At 59.3% G+C, this 21,785-nt stretch carries 17 protein-coding genes; 10 read left to right on the top strand and 7 right to left on the bottom strand.

Features of this window, described 5'->3' with window-relative positions:
- Positions 1 to 53 precede the first annotated feature (53 nt).
- Both ACP7BE_RS21980 and ACP7BE_RS21985 read left to right on the top strand, forming a co-directional pair.
- Positions 54 to 1,055 (top strand): FecR family protein, encoded by a 1,002-nt coding sequence (locus ACP7BE_RS21980; protein WP_426107264.1) that lies wholly within the window; start codon positions 54 to 56, stop codon positions 1,053 to 1,055.
- Between the two features lie 202 nt (positions 1,056 to 1,257).
- Positions 1,258 to 1,644, top strand: a complete 387-nt coding sequence (locus ACP7BE_RS21985) for a fe2+ zn2+ uptake regulation protein (RefSeq protein WP_095001663.1) — start codon at positions 1,258 to 1,260, stop codon at positions 1,642 to 1,644.
- Here the strand turns inward: ACP7BE_RS21985 and ACP7BE_RS21990 are convergent.
- The gene (locus ACP7BE_RS21990; RefSeq protein ID WP_095001664.1) at positions 1,641 to 1,829 is read right to left on the bottom strand and encodes a hypothetical protein; all 189 of its coding nucleotides are present in this window, start codon (positions 1,827 to 1,829) and stop codon (positions 1,641 to 1,643) included. The genes ACP7BE_RS21985 and ACP7BE_RS21990 overlap by 4 nt on opposite strands.
- Positions 1,830 to 1,979: 150 nt before the next feature.
- Complete coding sequence (locus ACP7BE_RS21995; protein WP_095001665.1) at positions 1,980 to 2,885, bottom strand: LysR family transcriptional regulator; 906 nt, start codon at positions 2,883 to 2,885, stop codon at positions 1,980 to 1,982.
- A 111-nt stretch (positions 2,886 to 2,996) separates the two neighbouring features.
- Between ACP7BE_RS21995 and ACP7BE_RS22000 the strand changes: the two genes are divergently transcribed.
- The gene (locus ACP7BE_RS22000) at positions 2,997 to 3,992 is read left to right on the top strand and encodes an aldo/keto reductase (RefSeq protein WP_095001666.1); all 996 of its coding nucleotides are present in this window, start codon (positions 2,997 to 2,999) and stop codon (positions 3,990 to 3,992) included.
- Positions 3,993 to 4,109: 117 nt separating this feature from the next.
- On the opposite strand, the gene ACP7BE_RS22005 is transcribed toward ACP7BE_RS22000, so the two are convergent.
- The 3 genes from ACP7BE_RS22005 to ACP7BE_RS22015 form a co-directional block, all read right to left on the bottom strand.
- Positions 4,110 to 7,784, bottom strand: a complete 3,675-nt coding sequence (locus ACP7BE_RS22005) for a translocation/assembly module TamB domain-containing protein (RefSeq protein WP_426107268.1) — start codon at positions 7,782 to 7,784, stop codon at positions 4,110 to 4,112.
- Complete coding sequence (locus ACP7BE_RS22010) at positions 7,781 to 9,508, bottom strand: autotransporter assembly complex protein TamA (RefSeq protein ID WP_095001668.1); 1,728 nt, start codon at positions 9,506 to 9,508, stop codon at positions 7,781 to 7,783. The genes ACP7BE_RS22005 and ACP7BE_RS22010 overlap by 4 nt, the downstream gene beginning before the upstream one ends.
- A gap of 64 nt (positions 9,509 to 9,572) precedes the next feature.
- Positions 9,573 to 10,223, bottom strand: a complete 651-nt coding sequence (locus ACP7BE_RS22015; RefSeq protein ID WP_095001669.1) for a GNAT family N-acetyltransferase — start codon at positions 10,221 to 10,223, stop codon at positions 9,573 to 9,575.
- A gap of 182 nt (positions 10,224 to 10,405) precedes the next feature.
- On the opposite strand from ACP7BE_RS22015, the gene xthA reads away from it, so the two are divergent.
- Together xthA and ACP7BE_RS22025 are read left to right on the top strand one after the other, a co-directional pair.
- Positions 10,406 to 11,218: an exodeoxyribonuclease III gene (xthA, locus tag ACP7BE_RS22020; protein ID WP_426107271.1), complete on the top strand. Its 813-nt coding sequence runs from the start codon at positions 10,406 to 10,408 to the stop codon at positions 11,216 to 11,218.
- A gap of 122 nt (positions 11,219 to 11,340) precedes the next feature.
- A complete protein-coding gene (locus ACP7BE_RS22025; RefSeq protein ID WP_426107273.1) occupies positions 11,341 to 12,648 on the top strand; it encodes a substrate-binding domain-containing protein in 1,308 nt (435 codons plus the stop codon).
- Between the two features lie 27 nt (positions 12,649 to 12,675).
- Here ACP7BE_RS22025 and ACP7BE_RS22030 read toward each other — a convergent pair whose 3' ends face one another.
- Positions 12,676 to 13,881 carry an acyl-CoA dehydrogenase gene (locus ACP7BE_RS22030; protein WP_426107275.1) on the bottom strand — a complete coding sequence of 402 codons (1,206 nt, stop codon included), beginning with the start codon at positions 13,879 to 13,881 and terminating at the stop codon, positions 12,676 to 12,678.
- Positions 13,882 to 14,036: 155 nt separating this feature from the next.
- Between ACP7BE_RS22030 and ACP7BE_RS22035 the strand changes: the two genes are divergently transcribed.
- The 3 genes from ACP7BE_RS22035 to ACP7BE_RS22045 all read left to right on the top strand — a co-directional run bounded on the left by ACP7BE_RS22035 (position 14,037) and on the right by ACP7BE_RS22045 (position 16,432).
- Positions 14,037 to 14,990 (top strand): LysR family transcriptional regulator, encoded by a 954-nt coding sequence (locus tag ACP7BE_RS22035; RefSeq protein ID WP_095001673.1) that lies wholly within the window; start codon positions 14,037 to 14,039, stop codon positions 14,988 to 14,990.
- Positions 14,991 to 15,016: 26 nt separating this feature from the next.
- Positions 15,017 to 15,427 (top strand): MerR family transcriptional regulator, encoded by a 411-nt coding sequence (locus ACP7BE_RS22040; RefSeq protein WP_095001674.1) that lies wholly within the window; start codon positions 15,017 to 15,019, stop codon positions 15,425 to 15,427.
- Positions 15,428 to 15,535: 108 nt separating this feature from the next.
- Positions 15,536 to 16,432, top strand: a complete 897-nt coding sequence (locus ACP7BE_RS22045) for a hydroxymethylglutaryl-CoA lyase (RefSeq protein ID WP_095001675.1) — start codon at positions 15,536 to 15,538, stop codon at positions 16,430 to 16,432.
- A gap of 672 nt (positions 16,433 to 17,104) precedes the next feature.
- Here ACP7BE_RS22045 and ACP7BE_RS22050 read toward each other — a convergent pair.
- On the bottom strand, positions 17,105 to 18,787 hold the full coding sequence (locus ACP7BE_RS22050; protein ID WP_095019305.1) for an AMP-binding protein: 1,683 nt from the start codon (positions 18,785 to 18,787) through the stop codon (positions 17,105 to 17,107).
- Positions 18,788 to 18,991: 204 nt separating this feature from the next.
- On the opposite strand from ACP7BE_RS22050, the gene ACP7BE_RS22055 reads away from it, so the two are divergent.
- A complete protein-coding gene (locus ACP7BE_RS22055; RefSeq protein ID WP_095001677.1) occupies positions 18,992 to 20,155 on the top strand; it encodes an isovaleryl-CoA dehydrogenase in 1,164 nt (387 codons plus the stop codon).
- An 11-nt stretch (positions 20,156 to 20,166) separates the two neighbouring features.
- A complete protein-coding gene (locus tag ACP7BE_RS22060; RefSeq protein ID WP_426107279.1) occupies positions 20,167 to 21,774 on the top strand; it encodes a carboxyl transferase domain-containing protein in 1,608 nt (535 codons plus the stop codon).
- The last annotated feature ends 11 nt before the right edge of the window (positions 21,775 to 21,785 follow it).

Here is a 21,785-nt window from a genome sequence, read left to right on the forward strand (position 1 = left end):
TGTTCTCGTTAGCTCTGGCACGGGGTTAGAATGCGCAAAACCGGGAAATATCAATGAGTGAAACACGCCACACAGACGCTGAAAACGAGGCCATCACCGAAGCTGCGGCTCAGTGGTGCCTGCGTTTGCACGAGCCCGACTGCACCTGCCAGGAACGTGAAGCTTTCGCTGTGTGGCTAAATGCCAACCCCCTCCACGCGCTGGAATATGAAGCGATGCTGGATGTCTGGGACATCAGTGCGCACCTGACACGCCCGGCCCCCGCTCCAGCCCGGGTGGTTGCATTGCCTCCCGCACCGTGTCGCAGCACCTGGCAGCGCTTTGCCGTGGCCGCCGCCATTACCCTGCTCGCCCTTCCCGTGGCGGCCTACAGCGGCTGGCAACTGGGCTGGGTGCCCAATGCCCATGAGCGCTACAGCGCCGATGCCAGTGCCAGGACGGTGACACTGCCCGATGGCAGCCAGGTCGAACTCAACCTGGGCAGCCAACTGACCTTCAGTAACTACAAGGATCAGCGCCAGGTGACCCTGAGCAAGGGCGAGGCCTTTTTCAAGGTCAGTCACGACGCATCCCACCCGTTTCTGGTGCAGGCGGCAGAAGGCCAGGTGCGTGTCACAGGCACCCAGTTCAATGTGTGGATGTACGAAGACCAGGTGCGGATCACCCTGCTCGAAGGTTCGGTGCTGGTCACCAGCAACAAGCGCCTGAGTGGCGATGGCCTGCGGTTGGAGCCGGGCATGCAGGCGCGTTACAAGGCAGGCGACCATGCCGCGCAAATTGGCCCGGTCGCGGCCGTCACCTCCGAGCTGGCCTGGCGCAACGGCCAGCTGGTGCTGGACAACCTGTCACTGGCTGACGCCTTGCCCCTGATCAACCGCTACCTCGACACTCCCCTCGCCCTGGCCGACAGCGCCACCGGCAAACTGCGCATTGGGGGTGTATTCAATACCCGGGAAATCGATCATCTGGTGACCTCCCTGCCCAAAGTGTTGCCGGTATACCTGAGCCGCAACACCGAGGGTCGGCCGGTGCTGACTGCCCGCCAGGCCCTGTAGAGGGCCAGAGCATGCCCTTCACGATTAAAAAAATTTAATAATCGCTCCAAACCCCCGCCTACACTGGTCGCAAACGCGATTGAGACGAATTCACGACAAAATTTCTACATTTGAATGTTCATGATTTCTGTCGCTCATTCGTCTAGTTAAGTAAGAGCATTTTTTTCTTTTCCTGATCAGGCTCTGAAAAGGAGTTTTTTGCATGCATAACCAGCAAATACCAACGGATGGTAGAAACCCGCATCGCGAAGTCGCTTTTCAGCCCGATACCGGGCTGCTGGAAGCGCTCGCGCCCTTGCAAGGCAACGAACGGATCCGCCACCTGCTCAAGTGTTTCGGGCTGCGTACCAGCCTGGTGCGGCTCAAGGTCATTGACGCGCTGTTAACGGCTGCAGGCAATGATCGCAGGCTGGGGGTGCGCGGCATGCACAGCCACTTGCAGGCGCTGGATATCCCGCTGTCATTCTTGAGTGTGCGCGAGGTACTCAAGCGCCTGTGCAGCGAAGGGGTGGTGGTACTCAACAGCGACAAGAGCTACAGCCTGCATCCACAGGCTGAAGCCGTTTTGACCGGCAAGATCGAAGCTTAGATCTTGGTCTTGCGGCGCATGACGCCGTTGATGACAACCACGATCACGGCCACACCGATGGCGATGTACTGGAACATCTTCTCGGTGATCATGCCGGCGTTTTGCAAGTAAGAAAGGCCGAACATGATGCCCAGAACCACCAGTGATATCAAAATCGAGTATTTCAAGCGCTGCGAAGGGGTCATGACCTGTTCCTGACAGTAAGTCCGTATACGAAAGCCGCCAACCGGGTCGGTTTTCATGGAGAAATTGAAAAAATCGGGCCCCATCTTACAGCCAAGCCAGCTTTTTGGCTGCCACCAACGAACATCCCGGGCCTGCCCTGCAGGCCCGGGCTAACGTTTGAAGGCACTCCCCGGCCGGGCACACAGGTCCACCAGCCAATCCACAAAGACACGTACCCGCGGCGACAATTGCCGATGGTGTGGATATAAGGCTGTTAACGCCAGCCGCGGTGGCAAACAGTCTCTGAGCACTTCTTGCAGGCGCCCTTCGCGCACCAGCTGCGCAACATGGTAATGGGGGGTTTGCACCAGCCCGTACCCCGCCACACACGCCGCCAGATACCCCTCGGCACTGTTGACCGCAAGCCGCTTGGGCAAGTCGACGAGGCGCACTTCATCATCGACCTGGAATTCCAGCCCGTAACGCTTGCCCGAGGCGCTGGAGAAATATTCCACCACCTGATGCCCGCTCAGGTCTTCGAGCGATTGCGGTACACCGCGAGCTTGCAAATAGGCAGGGCTGGCGCATGTCACCTGATCCATCTGCACCAGGGGCCGCGCCACCAGGGAGTCGTCCATGGTCAGTCCACCGCGGATCACACAATCCACACCTTCCCGAATCAGGTCCACCGGGCGGTCGTTGAGGCCGATTTCCAGTTCGATCTGCGGGTAACGGTCCGTGAACTCCGGCAAGGCCGGCAACACCACCAGACGCCCCACCGAAGCGGGCATCTCGACCCGCAGCGTGCCTTTGGGCTGGCTGCCGCGAAACAGCCCTTCGGCATCTTCAAGATCATCCAGCAGGTTGACGCAGCGCTGGTAGTACGCCGCGCCGTCCAGGGTCGGACTGACCTGGCGAGTGGTGCGATGCAGCAGCTGCACGCCCAAATGCGCTTCCAGTTGCTTGATCAACACCGTCACCGATGCACGAGGTAATTGCAGACTGTCGGCAGCCTTGGTAAAGCCGCCCAGTTCAACGATGCGAGTGAAGACCCGCATCGCGTTGAAACGGTCCATAACCCCTCCATTGTTTAGAAATTACGAACAGTGATGGTGTATTTACCCTGTTTATCTTGCCACTGTCGAGGTGAAGAATAGCTCTACCCCACTCATTCAGGAGCACCTCGCATGCACACTCGCCAACTGGGTAAAGACGGACCTCAGGTCAGCGCTATTGGCCTGGGCTGCATGGGCATGAGCGACTTCTACACCACCGGCAGCGACACCCGCGAAGCCGTGGCCACCCTGCACCACGCTCTGGAACTGGGCATCAACCTGCTCGATACCGCCGACATTTATGGGCCACACACCAACGAAGAACTGATTGGCCAGGCCATTCGCGGGAAACGCGAGCAAGTGTTTCTGGCCAGTAAATTCGGCATCGTCCGCGACCCGGCCAATCCGGCCTTTCGCGACATAAATGGTCGCCCCGAGTACATCCGCCAGGCCGTCGAAGGCAGCCTCAAGCGCCTTGGGGTTGAGACGCTCGATCTGTACTACCAGCACCGCATGGACCCGAACGTACCGGTTGAAGAAACCGTCGGCGCGCTGTCAGCTCTGGTCAAGGCAGGCAAGGTGCGTTATCTGGGCCTTAGCGAGGCATCGGTGGCGACCCTTGAACGAGCGCACAAAGTGCATCCGATCAGCGCATTGCAAAGTGAGTACTCGCTGTGGAGCCGCGACCAGGAAGGCAACGGTTGCCTTGAAGCCTGTCAGCGCCTGGGCATTGCCTTTGTGCCCTACAGCCCGCTGGGTCGGGGGTTTTTGACCGGTGCGCTAAGAACCGTGGACGATTTTGCCGCAGACGATTTCCGCCGTTTCAATCCCCGTTTTCAAGGTGAGAACTTCGGCAAAAACCTGCTGTTGGTCGAACAAGTGCAAACCCTGGCTGCCGAAAAAGGCGTGACGGCCGGGCAACTGGCGTTGGCCTGGGTACTGGCACAGGGCGATTACCTGATCCCGATTCCGGGCACCAAGCAACGCAAGTATCTGCAAGAGAATGTGGGAGCGCTGGAGGTCAAGCTGAGCGCCAGCGAGCTGGCCGCACTGGAAAGCATATTCCCGGCCAGCGCCGTGGCCGGGTTGCGCTATGCCGAAGCAACGATGAAGCAGCTCACGCTCTGAGACTGCACTACCTTTACCCTATCCTGTGGGAGCGAGCCTGCTCGCGAAACAGGCAAACCGCGTCGCCTGTTTCGCGAGCAGGCTCGCTCCCACACCATCAGGTCATATCACAGCACGTCAGAAATCCCGTTTGTAGAAGATATCCAGCGAGCTGGCAAAACCGCTGGCTACTTCGACATACACACGCTTGCTCAGTTTGTAGCGCAGGGCAATGGTACTGGCAGGTTCAAACACACCCACACCATAGCGTACGCTCAGCCGCTCGTTGATCTTGCCACTGGCCACCACTGCAGTGCTGTTGCCGGTGCCTTCGGTATCAAGCTCAAAATCCTTGATCCCCAGGTGGTTGGCCAGGCTGGTGGTAATCCCCGAACTGCCCATCAGGCCCAGGCCCAGCGCCGCCTGCGCCAGCAGGTTTTCATCTTCCCCGGTACCCGTCAGCGGACGCCCAAGAATCAGGTAGGACAACGCCTGTTCCTGGCTCATGGCCGGTTCCGAAAAGATTTGCGTAGTGGGCTGTTCCGCACTGCCTGTCAGGCGAATCCCGGCAATCACGTCGTCGGTCTGGCGGACCGCTTCGATATCCAGATAAGGCTGGTCAATCGGCCCGGCGAACAGCAAACGCGCACGGCGTATGGTCAGCTTCTGGCCATAGGCACGGTAGCGGCCGTTATTGAGGCGCAGCTCGCCACGGGTGTCCATGTCGTTGCCAATATGCACCTGCCCCGCCAGATCGGCGTTCAGGCCAAAGCCGGAGAATGTCAGCAACTCCTGCCCCACCACCACGGTGATATCCATGTCGACCTGCATCGGCGCGGCTTCACCCGTCGTCTGCTGGCCCACAATCACCGTGTCATCTGACACCTTGACCGTCGAGGGTGGCAATTCCCGTACCACGATTTCACCCTTGGGCACGTTCACCGTACCGGCGATCAACAGGGTGTTGTCGGGGTTGAGGGAGATTTTCAGGTCCGGGGCGACTTCCAGCTTGGCATAAGGCTCGACCGTCACCGGCAGATTGTTGCCCTTGACCAGCACATTGACCGCCACTGCCTGACCCCAGGCCACATTGCCGCTGACGCTGCCCTGGCCCTTGTCGCCGCTGGTCCAGCCGCCATTGATCTGCGCCGTTTCGCCGTTGATGGCCAGCGAAAGCTGCACATTCTCGAAGTTGGTCGGCAGCTCCGGCCCCGAGATTTCACCGCCGGTCAGGGCCACATTGCCGTTGACATGGGGCGACAGCAAAGCACCCGATATCGTGCCAGAGCCGTTGAGCTGGCCGGTGAGTTTTTCCACCATCGGCGCAAACGGACGAATCATCGACACATCCAGCCCGGTGAGACGGAATTCACCGGTAACAGGTTTGCTTTTGGGCAGCGGATTGATCCGCGCTGCCAGCATCAACTGCCCCAGCTTGCCACCATCGAAATCAAGCCGCGATTCAACCCGGTTAGGGGTCAGGTTGCTGGTCAGCTTGAACGCCTGGTACGGGAAGTCCAGCCACTGGCCCTTGTCTTTGAAGCGCAACGTGCCACCACTGGCATCCACCACCACCTGGCCTTTAGGCCCGCTGGCAGGCAAGTCCAGCATCAAGTCGGCATTGAGCTGGCCCTGCCACTGGAAGTCCTTGGGCAACCACTCAGCCAGGCTGTCGAGGGGGAACTGCTTGAGGTGCAGACGCAGTTTCGGGTCCGGCACCAGGCGCTGCTCTTCGCTGCACAAGCTCGCCGGGCCGGAGAGCCAGCACTGCGCGCCCAGATTGAGCCGGCCATCGGCCAGGCGCTCCAGCCGTGCCGGGTTTTGCAGCACCCAGGCCTGGCCGCCGGCCTTGACGTCGCCACTGGCCAGTCGCCCGCGCCAGTTGCCTTTGTCCAGGCCGCCATCCACGGCCAGGCCCAGTTGCACCAACGGTCCTTGCAAATCCAGCTTGAGCTGCTGACGCTTGATATCGCCACTGCCGTTGGCGGTGAGCACGCCCAGTTGGGTGTCACCGGCGCGGATGCCGCTGCCCTTGAGGTCGATGCGGCCACGCTGGTTGCGATCGAGGCTGGCATCCAGGGTCAGGCTTTGCAGATGATTGTCGGCAAACGCAAGTTGCTGCCCATTGAGCGCCACTTTGCCTTGCGGTGCCTTGAGGGTTCCGCCTACATCGACACGGCCCTTGAGCTGACCGCGCAGTTCGGGCCACAGCTGGCCCAGACGCGGCATATTGAGATCAAGCTGGGCCTTGATTTGCTGCTGCAAACTGGCGCTACCATTGATGCGATTATCGCCCAGGCGAATATCCAGCGCACTGACGGTCCAGGCCTCACCGGCGCCCTGGGCCTTGGCTTGCAGCACCGCAGGCAGGCCGCGCAAACGGCCCTTGAGGTCGAGATTGGCATCCAGCTCCAGACGCTCGTTTTTAAATGAACCCTTGCTGCGCAACGGGCCTGCCAGCGTGCCAGGCAACTCGGCCACCCAATACGCAGGGTTGAGCGCACTCAGGTCCAGCGCCGTGTCCCACACCACGCCATCGGCAAACTGCACATTGACGTGGCCCTCGGCTTTGCCCTGCCCGGCCACCAGTTTGAGCTGCGGCAGGAAGACCTTGCCCAGATCGCCACTGAACGGGCTGCTGAGGCTGAACTTGCCCGCCGGGCCATCAAGGTCCGCCTTGAAGTTGCCCAGATAATTACCGTCGCGATAGGACACTTCACCCACAAACGTGCGCAAATCCACATCAGGCTTGTCGATCAGCGGATACAGGTTGTGCCAGGGAAACTCCAGCCAGTCGATTTTGGCCTCGGCGCTCAAGCCTTCATGCCAGTCCACTTGCCCCGACAGTTTCAGGCGCTGCTGCGGGTTGGCGGTCAGGTCCAGCGCAGCGATCTGCGCACCCTTGGCATCCACGCGGCCTTTGAGCTGCAGGTTCACTGGCTGTTTTTCGGCAGGCAACAGGGCGCTGCCATTCAATTCATAGCCGTCCTTGAGGTCGCCCTTGGCCGTCAGCAACAACTGATTGAGCACCAGGGTGTCCGGCAGATCGGGGCTGGCCTTGAACGGTTCGGCGGTGATTTTCAATTGCGCCGGCAAGTTGTCGGCCAAAGGCTGCAGCTCGCCCGTCAGGTGCGCATTGATATAACCGGTGGTGTCGGCCTTGAGGTTCAAGCTAGTACGCAGATTGCCATCAACCTTGAGCGCGATCGCCAGGGGTTTGCCATCCGGAGCTGGCAGGCTGACGTTACCTTGCAAGGTCAACGGCCAGTCGCCATTGGGTTGCAGCAGGCCGGACAGTTCAACGTTGAGGTCTTCGCGCTCGACCTGCACCGAGTCGAGCTGCAAGCCCTTGGCCGTCCACTGCGCCGACATCTGCATGCCCTTGAGCTGCTCGATGCCGTTGAACAGTACATTGCCGACCTTGACCACACCCACTTCAATCGCCAGCGGCAATTTCAGCTCCGGCAGGCTGATCGGCCCGCTGCTGCTGTCTTCACTGGGCGGAAATTGCAGGCTGATGGCGTCAGCCTGCAATTGATCGATACACAGCGTCATGCGGGTCAGACAACCCGGCGACCAGGCAAAGATCGGCCGGCTTACCTCCACCCGGCTGGTGCCTTGCTCCCACAAGAGATGATCGGCACCCCACTGGCCGCCCAGGCGCCCGGCAAAATTCTCCACCTGCAAACCCGGTACCTGCCCCAGCACCCAGCGGCTGCCTGCTTGCGTACCCAGAATCACGCCCACACTGACAACGGCCAGCAGCACCAACGCCACCAGCACCAGCCCGGCTATTTTCAAACCACGAATCACAGTTCTGGCCCCATCGAAAAGTGCAAACGGACACCGCCATCGTCATCCAGCGCATGGGCCAGATCCAGACGTATGGGGCCTACCGGCGAGATCCAGCGAATACCAACGCCGACCCCGGTTTTCAGGCTCGGAAAGTCCAGTGTGTTGAACGCATTGCCCTGGTCGACAAAGGTCGCCCAGCGCCACTTTTCGGCGAACTGATATTGATATTCCAGGCTACCCGCGAGCATGTAGCGCCCGCCGATACGATCACCTTCGGAGTTTTTCGGCGACAGACTCTGGTAATCATAACCACGCACGCTCTGGTCGCCACCGGCGAAGAAGCGCAGGGACGGTGGAATCGATTTGTAGCCGTTGGTGGCACTGCCACCAAACTGGATCCGGCCCAAAAAGCGGTGTTTTTCCCACAGGGTGGTCAACGCCTTGAACTGCACATCGCCATGCAGCAGGTTGGTATCGGACATCAACCCTTGCTTGGCCACCTGCATATCCGTGGTCACACTGTAGCCGTGACTGGGGTCGATGCGGTTGTCGCTGCGCAATACCGAATAGCTGACGCCCGGCATCAGCAAGGTACTCAGGCCCGAGTCATCGCCCAGGCGGTACTCTTCATGCTGCCATTTGAGCGAGATGACGCGCGTCCAGCCGTTATCCAGTTTGCTGTGCCACTCCGGGCCGACCGTGAGCAGCTTGCTCAAGGTGTCGGTGTTGGCGATTTCTTCGTTTTGATAACCCGCAGCAAGACGCAGTTTATCGGTCAGCGGTGGATCCAGCGGGATGTCATACCAGGCACCGACGTTTTGCTTGGGCTGGGATATTTCGGATTCAAAGCCGTAGCTGTCACCGCGCGGGTTGCCCCAGTGGCGCATCCAGCTGGCCTTGCCACGGGCTCCGGTATCGGTCGAGTAACCCAGGCCCAGGGTCATGGTGCGCGGCTTGCGGGTTTCCAGGTCGACGTCGACCGGGATCACCTGCCCCACCGCAGTACTGGGTGCGGCATCGACGCGCACCACTTCAAAGTAGCCACTGCTTTGCAGGTTCTGGTTAAGTTCGGCAACCAGTTCCGAGTCGTACGGGGTATCCGGGGTAAACGGCACCATGCGTTGCAGCAAGGTCTGGTCAAAGGGTGCATCGCCGGCAAAACTGACTTTACCGAGAAAAAAACGCGGGCCGCTTTCGTAGACCAGATTGATATCGGCAAAACCGCCCTTGGGGTCGACCAGCAGTTCATGCTGAGTGAATTTACCATTGAAAAAACCGTAACGCAGGGCACGGTTCTGGATCAGGCGCTTGGCGTCTTCGTAGTTGCCCTGATTGAGCACCGCGCCGGGTTTGAGATCATCGCTGGCCGGTATCTGAAAGGCCTTCAGCGAAGCGGCCGGGCCTTCGACGCGCACGTTGACGTTGCGCAGATGCACCGGCTCGCCGGGGTCGATGCTCAACACCAGACGCGGCGGATCGCCGGGCTTGACCTCGGCGTCGATGGAGGGCTGGTAGTAACCCAAGGCCTGGGAGGCTTTCAGGGCCTGCTCCTGCGCGCCACGTTGAAAACGCAAAAGCGCTTTCTCGTCACGATCGCCGAGGCTGCCAATATAGCCTTCCACGTTGGCCTTGAGGGCGTCGTTTGCCGGTTTGACCTTGACCACCAACTCGCTTTGGGCACACGCCGCAAAACTGCTGAGCAGCAGGACAACACCACTGGTAAATCTTCCTGGGAACGTCATAGGCGCGGATGCTATCACGGGCTGGGGTGCTCATAGAGCGCGTCAACGGGCAAAAAGTTCGTGTTCAAACCGTTGCGGTATGTGACACCTGCGGATTGGCATGGAAGAACACATGTTCTATCACCGGCCCCACCGCAACTTCCCCGATCTCCACATAGCCCTGGCGCTTGTAGAATTCAAGGTAATGCGGGTTTCCGGTGTCGAGCACCACACCTTCGGAGTGCTCGTCCTCGGCGCACCAGTTATGCACTGCTTCAAGCAACTGCTCACCGTAATGCAAACCCTGGAATTCGGGATGAATACCCAGCAACGGCAGCATATGCACGGCATCTCCCGGCACGCAGGCCTGCACTGCCTGGTGGTAGTCCAGATACCGCCGCGTGCAGTTCAGCCCGGCACTGAGCACCATGCGCAACTGCCAGGCCCAGCTTTCGGTAATCCCCAGGCGCCGCTGCGGCGGGGCAATCAGGGCAATGCCCACCAGGCGGTCATTGACCAGCAACCCCAGCGCCGGCAAGTCCTGAAAAAAATGTTGCCTGACCAGCTCCCGCACTGTCGCGCGAACCCGTTGTTCGTAACCGCTGCGCTCGGCGTTGAACAGAAAGCGGAATGTCGGCTCATGGCGATAGGCCTGATACAGCAAGGAGCGCGCTTCTCTTGAATAGCCACTGTCAAGCAACTGGATCTGACTGGTGGCGTTCGGCGTTTGCGTCATGCGATCAACTCCCCGGCGCGGCCTGGATAGCGGCGCTTCTAATGCGTACGAACCCCCGAGGGCCACAACAGTTCCATCATGGCCAAGTGCATCCTACGTTAGCAGTGCATTTGCCCCACTGCACGCTGGCAGCCAGAGCGTCAGTCCGCTAGCATCGCAGTTTTGTTCAGGACTGCCCGCCCATGAAAATCGTTTCATTCAACATCAACGGCCTGCGCGCTCGGCCACATCAGCTGGCAGCGCTGATCGAGAAACACCAGCCTGACGTGATAGGCCTGCAGGAAACCAAGGTCCATGACGATCAGTTCCCCATCGCCGACATCGAAGCGCTGGGGTATCACGTGCACTTCCATGGTCAAAAAGGCCATTACGGGGTCGCCCTGCTCTCGCGCCAGGCACCTCTGGAGCTGCACAAGGGTTTTGCCGGTGATGAAGATGACGCCCAGCGGCGTTTTATCTGGGGCACTTTCGCTGACGAAAACGGCCAGCCGGTGACCATCATGAATGGTTACTTCCCACAGGGCGAAAACCGCGATCACCCCACCAAATTCCCGGCCAAGCAGCGTTTCTACAGCGACCTGCAGCAGCTGCTTGAAAGCCAGTTCAGCAATGAACAACCACTGGTGGTAATGGGCGATATCAATATCTCGCCGCAGGACTGCGATATCGGTATCGGCGCGGACAACGCCAAGCGCTGGCTGAAAACCGGCAAGTGCAGCTTTTTGCCAGAAGAACGCGAGTGGCTGGAACGTCTCAAGGGCTGGGGCCTGGTGGACAGCTTTCGCTACCTGCACCCGGACGTGGCCGACCGTTTCAGCTGGTTCGATTACCGCAGCCGTGGTTTTGAGGATGAGCCCAAGCGTGGCCTGCGCATTGACGTGATCCTTGCCTCCCAGGGGCTGGTGCCACGAATCAAGGCAGCGGGTGTGGACTACGACCTGCGTGGCATGGAAAAACCATCGGATCATGCGCCGATCTGGCTGGAATTGAGCTAAGAACAATCCCGTAGCAGCTGCCGAAGGAACGAGGCTGCTGCTACAGAGGGGCCTGTCATCGGCTTGAAACCTTTCTGACTTAAATTGCAGGCCTTTCTATGGCTCCAGGAAGGTGCCTGCCGATGCTGCGTCTTATGTCCTTGACCCTGTTATGCGCGCTGACCGGCCTGGTCTGCGCTGCCGACCTGCGCATCCAGGGCTCCAACACCATCGGCGCCAACCTTGGCCCTGCACTGGTCAGCGCCATGCTCGCCGAGCAAGGCCTGCATGACATCCACAGTGTCCCGGTCATCCCGCCCAACGAGCACACTATTGTCGGCACCACGGCGCAGGGCCGGCAGATCCGGGTGGATGTCGCCGCCCATGGCTCGGGTACCGGCTTTACTGCCCTGGCCGCCGGGCATGCGGATCTGGTGGCGTCCTCGCGCCCCATCAAGGACCGCGAACTGGTAGACCTTGAGCGCCTGGGAGACCTGAAAAGCCCGAGCGCCGAACAAGTAATTGCCATCGATGGCCTGGCGATCATTCTCCACCCGCGCAACCCGCTCAATCAGCTTGATACCGAGCAACTGGCACAGGTTTTCAGTGGCCAGATCAGCCGCTGGGAACAGCTGGGCGGGGTCGGTGGTGCCATTCATTTATATGCCCGCGATGGCCAGTCCGGCACCTGGGAGACCTTTAAAGAGCTGGTCTTGAACCGCAACGGGCAGTCCTTGAGCAGTACGGCACAGCGTTTCGAATCCAGCGAAGAGCTATCCGATGCCGTCAGCCGTGACCCACAAGCCATCGGCTTTATCGGCCTGCCGTATATCCGTGAGGCCAAGACCCTGGCTATCGTTGATGGCGCATCGCAGCCCATGCTGCCGCTCACCAGCCTGATTGCCAGCGAAGACTACCCCTTGTCGCGGCGTCTGTTCTTTTACCTGCCTCCCTCGACGATAAATCCCTGGGCAAAAGCACTGGTTGCCTTCACCCAAAGCCCGCAAGGTCAGGCCATTGTCGGGCAAAACGGCTTTGTCGCCCAAAGCGTACAAGCTGGCAGCGTGCTACCGGGCGCGCACATGCCCCAGGCGTATCAGGCGCTGACCCGGGAGGCACAGCGCCTGTCAGTCAACTTCCGTTTTGAAGAAGGCAGCGCCTCACTGGATAACAAGGCGCGTCAGGACTTGCTGCGTGTGGCCGACTACCTTAGCGCCCATGGCAAACTCGACAAACAGATCACACTGGTGGGTTTTGGCGATGCCAAGGATGACCCGCAGCGTGCACAATTGCTGTCAACGTTGCGGGCGATGGCCGTACGCCGCGAGCTGGTGAAAAGCGGCGTGGTGCCCAGGGAAATTCGGGGCTATGGCGCACAAATGCCGGTGGCAGCCAATATCGAAGATGAAGGGCGCCAGAAGAATCGTCGGGTTGAGGTGTGGGTTTATTGAGTGTGCAAGGTCAAATGCCCCCTCTCCCTAGAGTGCATATTTATCCAGCTCAAACTTGCCCACTGCCGCCCGGTGTACTTCGTCCGGACCATCCGCCAGGCGCAGCGTGCGCTGCATGGCGTACATATAAGCCAGCGGAAAATCCGCCGAAACCCCTGCCCCGCCATGCATCTGAATGGCCCGGTCAATCACCTTCAAGGCAACGTTGGGCGCGACAACCTTGATCTGGGCGATTTCACTTCTGGCCACCTTGTTGCCTACCGTGTCCATCATATACGCAGCCTTGAGGGTCAACAGGCGCGCCATGTCGATCTCCATGCGCGAGTCGGCGATCTTGTCGATATTGCCCCCCAGACGTGCCAGCGGCTTGCCGAACGCGGTACGTGCCAGCGAACGCTTGCACATTAAAGCCAGTGCCCGCTCGGCCATGCCAATCGAGCGCATGCAGTGGTGAATCCGGCCCGGCCCAAGACGCCCCTGGGCAATTTCAAAGCCCCGGCCTTCACCCAACAAAACGTTTTCATACGGCACTCGTACGTTGTCGAACAGCACTTCGGCATGACCATGAGGAGCATCGTCGTAGCCGAATACCGGCAGTGGCCGTACGATTTTCACCCCTGGGGTGTCTACCGGCACCAGGATCATTGAGTGCTGCTGATGCCGCGGATTTTCAGGGTTGCTCAAGCCCATGAAAATCATGATCTTGCAGCGAGGGTCACAAGCTCCCGACGTCCACCATTTGCGGCCATTGATCAGCCACTCGTCACCGTCACGCACGGCGCATGCCGTCATATTAGTAGCATCCGACGAGGCGACGTCCGGTTCGGTCATGGCAAACGCCGAGCGAATGTCACCCCGCAACAGCGGCTCCAACCACTGCTTTTTTTGTGCCTCGCTGGCGTAGCGCACCAGTACTTCCATATTGCCGGTATCCGGTGCCGAGCAGTTGAAGGGCTCGGAACCCAGCATCGAGCGCCCCATGATTTCTGCCAGCGGCGCGTATTCAAGGTTGGTCAGCCCGGCGCCCAGTTCGGACTCTGGCAAAAACAGATTCCATAGCCCTTCAGCCCTGGCCTTGAGTTTCAACTCTTCCATGATCGCTGTGGGCTGCCAGCGATCACCTTCAGCCACCTGCTGATCAAAAATCGCCTCCGCCGGGTAAACATGGGCGTCCATAAACGCTGTCACACGCTCACGCAGTGCCTGAACTTTCGGAGAGTAAGCGAAATCCATAAGTGACTACCTTCTACCGGGCTGCTGAAAAGTGATACCCGATGCTAGATTAGCCACCCTTTATTTGCGCCATCTATTAACGACGTGTATTACCATTCATAAGCAATATATGATCGGGGCGCGTTTTCCTTTCCAACAACAAGAGCCAGCGCGTCATGAACCTGAACAAGGTCGATCTCAATCTGTTTATCGTCTTCGACGCCATCTATACCGAAGCCAACCTGACCCGCGCCGGGCAGATTATCGGCATCACCCAGCCAGCCGTGTCCAATGCCCTGGCGCGATTGCGCGAGAGCTTCAATGACCCGCTGTTCGTGCGCACCGCCCAGGGCATGGTGCCCACCCCCATGGCACAGAACATCATCAGCCCGGTGCGCAGTGCCCTGGCGCTGTTGCGTGTTTCGGTGCAGGAAAGCCGCACCTTCAACCCCCTGCAAGCCAACAAGACCTACCGCATCAGCATGACAGACCTGTCAGAAGCGGTGATTTTGCCGCCGCTATTCCAGCGGCTACGGCGTCAGGCGCCTTCGGTGGTGGTCGAGAGTTTTCTCTCTCATCGGCGTGAGACCACCAGTGATCTGGCTGCCGGGCGTCTGGATTTTGCGATAGATGCCCCCCTCAATACCGACCCGCAGGTACGCCATGTCAAGTTGATGGAAGACCGTTACGTCTGCGCCATGCGCCAGGGCCACCCATCGGCCGGCAAGGCAACCCTGAGCCTGGATGAATACCTGGCGCTGACCCACATTCATATCTCGACCCGACGCAACGGCCTCGGCGAGGTCGACCTGGCCCTGGGCAAGATGGGCCTGCAGCGCAAGATCACCCTGCGCTCGCAGCATTACCTGATGGCCTCCAATGTGCTGCAGCAAACCGACATGGCAATGACCGTGCCCGAGCGTTTTGCCCGCCGCCATGGCCTGCACTTTGTAGCCTTGCCCCTCAATGAACTGCCCAATGTGGAAACCCATTTGTACTGGCACGAAAGTACCGAGCAAGACCCGGCCAATCGCTGGATGCGCGAGCAACTGATAGAGCTGTGCCAGCAACAACAGAAATTCGAAGCCGCAAGCCTGCTTGACGTATACGTCAACCAACCTTTAGTTTAGCAACACGATTTCTCCAGAGCCCGCCCATGAGCAGCCAGACGTACAGTATTTCCGACCTTGCCCGTGAACTTGACATCACCACCCGTGCCATTCGCTTTTATGAAGAGCAAGGCCTGCTCGCCCCTGAACGACGCGGTCAGGAGCGGGTGTATTCGGCGCGGGACAAAGTCAGCCTGAAACTGATTCTGCGCGGCAAGCGCATCGGCTTTTCGCTGGCCGAATGCCGCGAACTGATCGAGCTTTATGACCCCACCAGCGGCAACCAGAAACAGCTCAACAGCATGCTGGCCAAAATCGCCGAACGCCGCGAGCAGCTTGAGCAGCAGTTGCTGGATATCCAGCAGATGCAGCTGGAGCTCGATACCGCTGAAGAGCGGTGTCTCCAGGCGCTGGAACAGACCATAAAAAAACAGACGACTAACAGTCCCTCGCTCTGACTGACCGCCTGCGAACTCCAGCACACCCCCATCTGCCCCCTCTCCCTCCGCGAGAGGGCTGGGGTGAGGGTTGGGCAAGACCCCATTTCAACGGACACGGTGATCCCCATGACACTTCCAACCCATGTGCGGCTGATCGAAGTAGGCCCGCGCGACGGACTGCAAAACGAGGCCCAACCCATCAGTGTCGCGGACAAGGTGCAACTGGTTGACGCCCTGACCGACGCCGGATTGGGCTATATCGAAGCCGGCAGCTTTGTCTCCCCCAAGTGGGTGCCGCAAATGGCCGGTTCGGCTGAAGTCTTCGCACAAATCCGCCGCAAGCCGGGCGTGGTCTACGGTGCGCTGGCACCGAACCTGCGTGGTTTTGAAGATGCCGTGGCCGCCGGGGTAAAGGAAGTCGCGGTATTTGCCGCCGCATCCGAAGCGTTCTCGCAACGCAATATCAATTGCTCGATCAGCGAAAGCCTGGCGCGCTTTGTGCCCATTATTGAAGCGGCCAGGCAGCACGGCATCAGCGTACGCGGCTATGTGTCCTGTGTGCTGGGCTGCCCTTATGAAGGCCAGGTCAGTGCGCAGCAGGTGGCACAGGTAGCGCAGGAGCTGTACGCCATGGGCTGTTACGAGGTGTCACTGGGCGACACCATCGGCACCGGTACACCGACGTCCACACGCACCCTGTTTGAGACGGTAGCGGCTTGCGTCCCGCGGGAAAAACTCGCCGGGCATTTCCACGATACCTACGGTCAGGCGCTGGTAAATATCTACGCCAGCCTGCAGGAAGGCATCGCGGTATTCGACAGCTCCATCGCCGGCCTCGGCGGTTGCCCCTATGCCAAGGGTGCCAGCGGTAACGTGGCCACGGAAGACGTGCTGTACATGCTCAACGGCATGGGCATCGAAACCGGGGTCGACATGGACAAGCTGTTACTGGCCGGCGCGCACATCTGCAAGGTGCTGGGTCGTGTTACCGGATCACGGGTGGCAAAGGCCCGCCAGGGCTAAAAAGTGTTCCGGGGTGTTACCTCGCCGCCACACAAACGAGTAACACGGAAACAAACCGGCCATGCCCAAGGCCGGTTTTTTATTGCCTTAATTTTCAAGTAGTTGATTTATAAGGGTTTTTAAAAGTTGGCACGGCTCCTGCTATCTCTATGGCATAACAAGAATAAAAACCGCAGCAACATAATAAAAACAATACGAAACGACTCTGACATAACAAAAACAACACGGCAGAGACGCAGCTAACAGATTTTTTTGGAGAAGGTTTACTTTTCCGAGGCGCCTAAAAACCACCTCGCAACCGGGCAGAGAAGAATAAAACTACCTTCAGGTAGCACCCGCACAGGTTGGATCACGGGTTTGATAGCCGGTGATAAAAGTGGATCAGCGCTCAAAAAAATACGTTTGCTCTTGACCCCGGATGGGGGTCGCACAAAAACGCAGCAAAAGGGCGAGTTCCAAAAACAACAATAGACCGCCCTTCAATAATAAAAAAAGAGCACGCAACGACATATTAAAGGGGAGCTTCGGCTCCCCTTTGTGCTGTCTGTGGTTTGATAATTTGCTTAACTGCATACCCCCGTGGGAGCGAGCCTGCTCGCGATTCAGGCGGCGCGGTCTGTCTGGCAAATCGCGGTGATGCCATCGCGAGCAAGCCCGTTCCCACGGGTTTGGTCATTTCTGTTGGCACTCCTGAATACTGATCTCGCGCATTTTGAATTTCTGGATCTTGCCGGTCACGGTCATCGGGAATGCATCGACAAACTTGAAAAAACGCGGCGCTTTAAAGTGCGCAATCCGCGACTTGCACCAGGTTTGCAGCTCAAGCTCATTGGCCGTATGACCGGGATGAAACTTGATCCAGGCAACGATCTCTTCGCCATATTTGGCGTCAGGGATACCCACAACCTGCACGTCAGCCACTGCCGGGTGGGTAAAAAAGAACTCCTCCAGCTCCCGCGGGTAAATATTTTCTCCACCGCGAATAATCATGTCCTTGTTGCGCCCCACAATGCGTACATAGCCCTGCTCATCCATCTGCGCCAGGTCACCGGTATGCATCCAGCCGTCACCGTCGATGGCATCAGCGGTGGCCTGCGGGTTGTTCCAGTAACCGAGCATCACGCTGTAGCCACGGGTACACAACTCGCCAATCTCACCCCGGGCAACGGTGTTGCCCGCAGCATCGATCAACTTGCTCTCAAGTTGTGGCTGGGTACGCCCCACCGTGGTAACCCGCAATTCCAGTTCATCCGCAGGCCCCGTCTGTATCGATACCGGGCTGGTTTCGGTCATGCCATAGGCGATTTGTACTTCGCCCATATGCATTTCACTGATGACGCGGCGCATGACCTCGATCGGGCATGTGGCCCCGGCCATAATCCCCGTGCGCAGGCTCGACAGATCAAACGAGGCACGCTGCGGGTGGTCGAGCATGGCGATAAACATGGTCGGCACACCGTACAGCCCGGTGGCGCGCTCTTGCGCAACCGCTTGCAGCGTAAGGCCCGGGTCAAAGGCCTCCGCAGGGTAGATCATGGTAGTGCCATGGGTCACGCAACCCAGATTGCCCATCACCATGCCAAAGCAGTGATAAAGCGGCACGGGGATTACCAGACGGTCGCTGGCCGTCAGCCCCAGGCTTTCGCCTACCATATAGCCATTATTGAGAATGTTCTGATGGCTAAGGGTCGCCCCCTTGGGGAAGCCTGTGGTACCGGAGGTGTACTGGATATTGACCGGCTGGTCGACGTGCAGGCTGGCTTCGCGGCAGCGTAACTGCTCCGGTTCGACCTCGTCAGCCAACATGGCAAGGTGCGACCACGGCAAAAAACCTGCCGGCGGCTCAGCCGCGAGGCTGATGACCCCACGCAAATCGGCAAAGCGCACACAATCCAGCGCCCCGACCGATTGCTCCGCCAGCTCAGGGATCAACTCCTGGAGCATGGCGTGATAGTTGGACGTCTTGAACGCGCCGGCACACACCAACCATTGACACGCCGATTGCTTGAGTACGTATTCGAGTTCCGAGAGCCGGTATGCCGGGTTGATATTGACCAGAATCACGCCAATCTTGGCGCTGGCAAACTGGCTGATAAACCACTCGGCGCCATTAGGCGCCCACACCCCCAGCCGGTCCCCTGCCTGCAAACCCAAAGCCAGCAGTGCCCTGGCATGCAGGTCGACCTCCTCGGCCAATTGTGCCCATGTATAACGTTGCTGCTGATGGCGTACCACCAACGCCTCCCCCTGCGGGTAACGCGCAGCAGTCTGATCAAAAGCCTGGCCTATCGTCATCGCCAGCAGCGGCTTGTCCAGCGCACCCTGGCTGTAACTGGGGACGGATTGCAACTTCATGGCAACTCCTCTTGTGATTGTTTTGGGAGCATGAGCAAGGCGCGTACTGCACCGGCTCATTTGAAGAACAACAAATACTCTGGCCTAAGTTGACGTTAACGTAAAGGTCGTTGACAGTTAAAGGCGCCAAGTTTACGTTAACGTAAAGGTTATCAATGGCGACGCAGTAACCGCCTCCACAAGAACAATGAATATAGGTGCCCCATGAGCTACCCCACCCTGAACTTCGCCCTGGGCGAAACCATCGATATGCTGCGCGATCAGGTCCAGGCATTCGTCGCTGCCGAACTGGCGCCACGGGCGGCGCAAATCGACAAGGACAACCTGTTCCCGGCCGACATGTGGCGCAAGTTCGGTGACATGGGGTTGCTCGGCATCACCGTCTCAGAAGAGTACGGCGGCACCGGCCTGAGCTATCTGGCCCATGTGGTGGCCATGGAAGAAATCAGCCGCGGCTCGGCATCGGTGGCCCTGTCCTACGGCGCCCACTCCAATCTGTGCGTCAACCAGATCAACCGCAACGGCACCCACGAACAGAAACTCAAATACCTGCCCAAGCTGATCAGCGGCGAACACGTCGGTGCCCTGGCCATGAGCGAACCGAACGCCGGTTCCGATGTGGTTTCGATGAAACTGCGCGCCGACAGACGCGGCGACCACTTTGTTCTCAACGGCAGCAAAACCTGGATCACCAATGGCCCGGACGCCAGCACCTATGTGATCTATGCCAAGACCGACCTGGAGAAAGGCCCACACGGAATCAGCGCATTTATCGTTGAGCGTGACTGGAAAGGCTTCAGCCGCAGTAGCCATTTCGACAAGCTTGGCATGCGCGGTTCCAACACCAGCGAGCTGTTTTTCGACGACGTCGAAGTGCCTGAAGAGAACCTGCTGGGCACCCTCAACGCCGGCGTAAAGGTCCTGATGAGCGGCCTGGACTACGAGCGTGTGGTGCTCTCGGGCGGCCCCACCGGGATCATGCAGGCGTGCATGGACCTGATCGTGCCGTACATTCACGACCGCAAGCAATTCGGCCAGAGCATCGGCGAATTTCAGTTGATCCAGGGCAAGGTGGCTGACATGTACACCCAGCTCAATGCCAGCCGTGCCTATCTGTATGCCGTGGCTGCCGCTTGCGAACGTGGCGAAACAACGCGCAAGGATGCCGCCGGCGTGATTTTGTACAGCGCCGAACGCGCCACGCAAATGGCCCTCGATGCCATTCAGATTCTCGGTGGCAACGGCTACATCAATGAATTCCCTGCCGGGCGCCTCCTGCGCGACGCCAAACTGTATGAAATCGGCGCTGGCACCAGCGAAATCCGACGCATGCTGATTGGTCGCGAACTCTTCAACGAAACCCGCTAAGGAGCGCAGGCATGTCCATCTTGCAGACGACAATCAACCCGCGTTCGGCCGAGTTCGGGCTTAACCGCGACGCCATGCTCAAACAGGTCGACGCCTTGCATGCCCTGCTAGCGCAGGTGCAACAAGGCGGTGGCGCCAAGGCGCAGGAGCGGCATACCTCACGAGGCAAGTTGCTGCCTCGCGAACGGATTGACCGCCTTTTGGACAGCGGTTCGCCCTTCCTTGAATTGAGTCAGTTAGCGGCTTACAACGTGTACGGCGAAGACGTTCCGGCAGCCGGGATCATTGCCGGCATTGGTCGGGTCGAGGGCGTGGAGTGCATGATTGTCGCCAACGACGCCACGGTCAAAGGTGGTTCGTACTACCCACTGACGGTCAAAAAACACCTGCGGGCGCAAACCATCGCCGAGCAGAACCGCTTGCCGTGCATTTATCTGGTGGACTCGGGCGGTGCCAACCTGCCGCGCCAGGACGAGGTGTTCCCGGACCGCGAGCACTTTGGACGGATCTTCTTCAACCAGGCCAACATGAGCGCAGCGGGTATCCCGCAAATTGCCGTGGTCATGGGCTCCTGTACCGCAGGCGGTGCCTATGTACCCGCCATGGCCGACGAAGCCATTATGGTGCGTCAACAGGCAACGATTTTTCTCGCTGGCCCGCCGCTGGTAAAGGCCGCCACGGGCGAAGTGGTCAGCGCCGAAGACCTCGGCGGGGCCGATGTGCACTGCAAGATTTCCGGGGTGGCCGACCACTATGCCGACAGCGACGAACACGCCCTGGCGCTGGCCCGGCGCAGCGTTGCCAACCTCAACTGGCGCAAGCTGGGCCAGTTGCAGCAGCGCACACCACAGGTACCGCTGTTCGACCGTGATGAGCTGTACGGCATAGTCCCGGCTGATGCCAAGCAGCCTTTTGATGTACGCGAAGTGATTGCGCGGCTGGTGGATGGCTCGGTATTCGATGAGTTCAAGGCCCTGTTCGGTACCACGCTGGTGTGCGGCTTTGCCCATTTGCAGGGTTACCCGGTGGCGATTCTGGCCAACAACGGGATCCTGTTTGCCGAGGCCGCGCAAAAGGGCGCGCACTTTATCGAGCTGGCCTGTCAGCGCGGCATCCCCCTGGTGTTTTTGCAAAATATCACCGGCTTTATGGTCGGGCAGAAATACGAAGCCGGTGGGATTGCCAAGCACGGTGCCAAATTGGTCACTGCCGTTGCGTGCGCCAGGGTGCCCAAATTCACCGTGATCATTGGCGGCAGCTTTGGCGCCGGCAACTACGGAATGTGCGGCCGCGCCTACGATCCACGCTTCTTGTGGATGTGGCCAAATGCCCGAATCGGCGTGATGGGTGCGGAGCAAGCCGCGGGTGTGCTGGTGCAGGTCAAGCGCGAACAGGCCGAGCGCAATGGCGTCGGGTTTACAGCCCGGGAAGAGGCCGAGATCAAGCAGCCGATCCTCGACCAGTACGAGCATCAAGGCCACCCCTACTACTCCAGCGCGCGCTTGTGGGATGACGGCGTGATCGATCCGGCGCAAACCCGAGAGGTTTTGGCCCTTGGCCTGTCGGCGGCCTTGAACGCCCCTGTCGAAGCCACCCGTTTCGGTGTGTTCCGGATGTAACCCCACAGCCT

It is taken from the genome of Pseudomonas sp. TWR1-1-3 (genome assembly GCF_049896805.1).
In the GTDB taxonomy this organism is placed as follows: domain Bacteria; phylum Pseudomonadota; class Gammaproteobacteria; order Pseudomonadales; family Pseudomonadaceae; genus Aquipseudomonas; species Aquipseudomonas bubulae.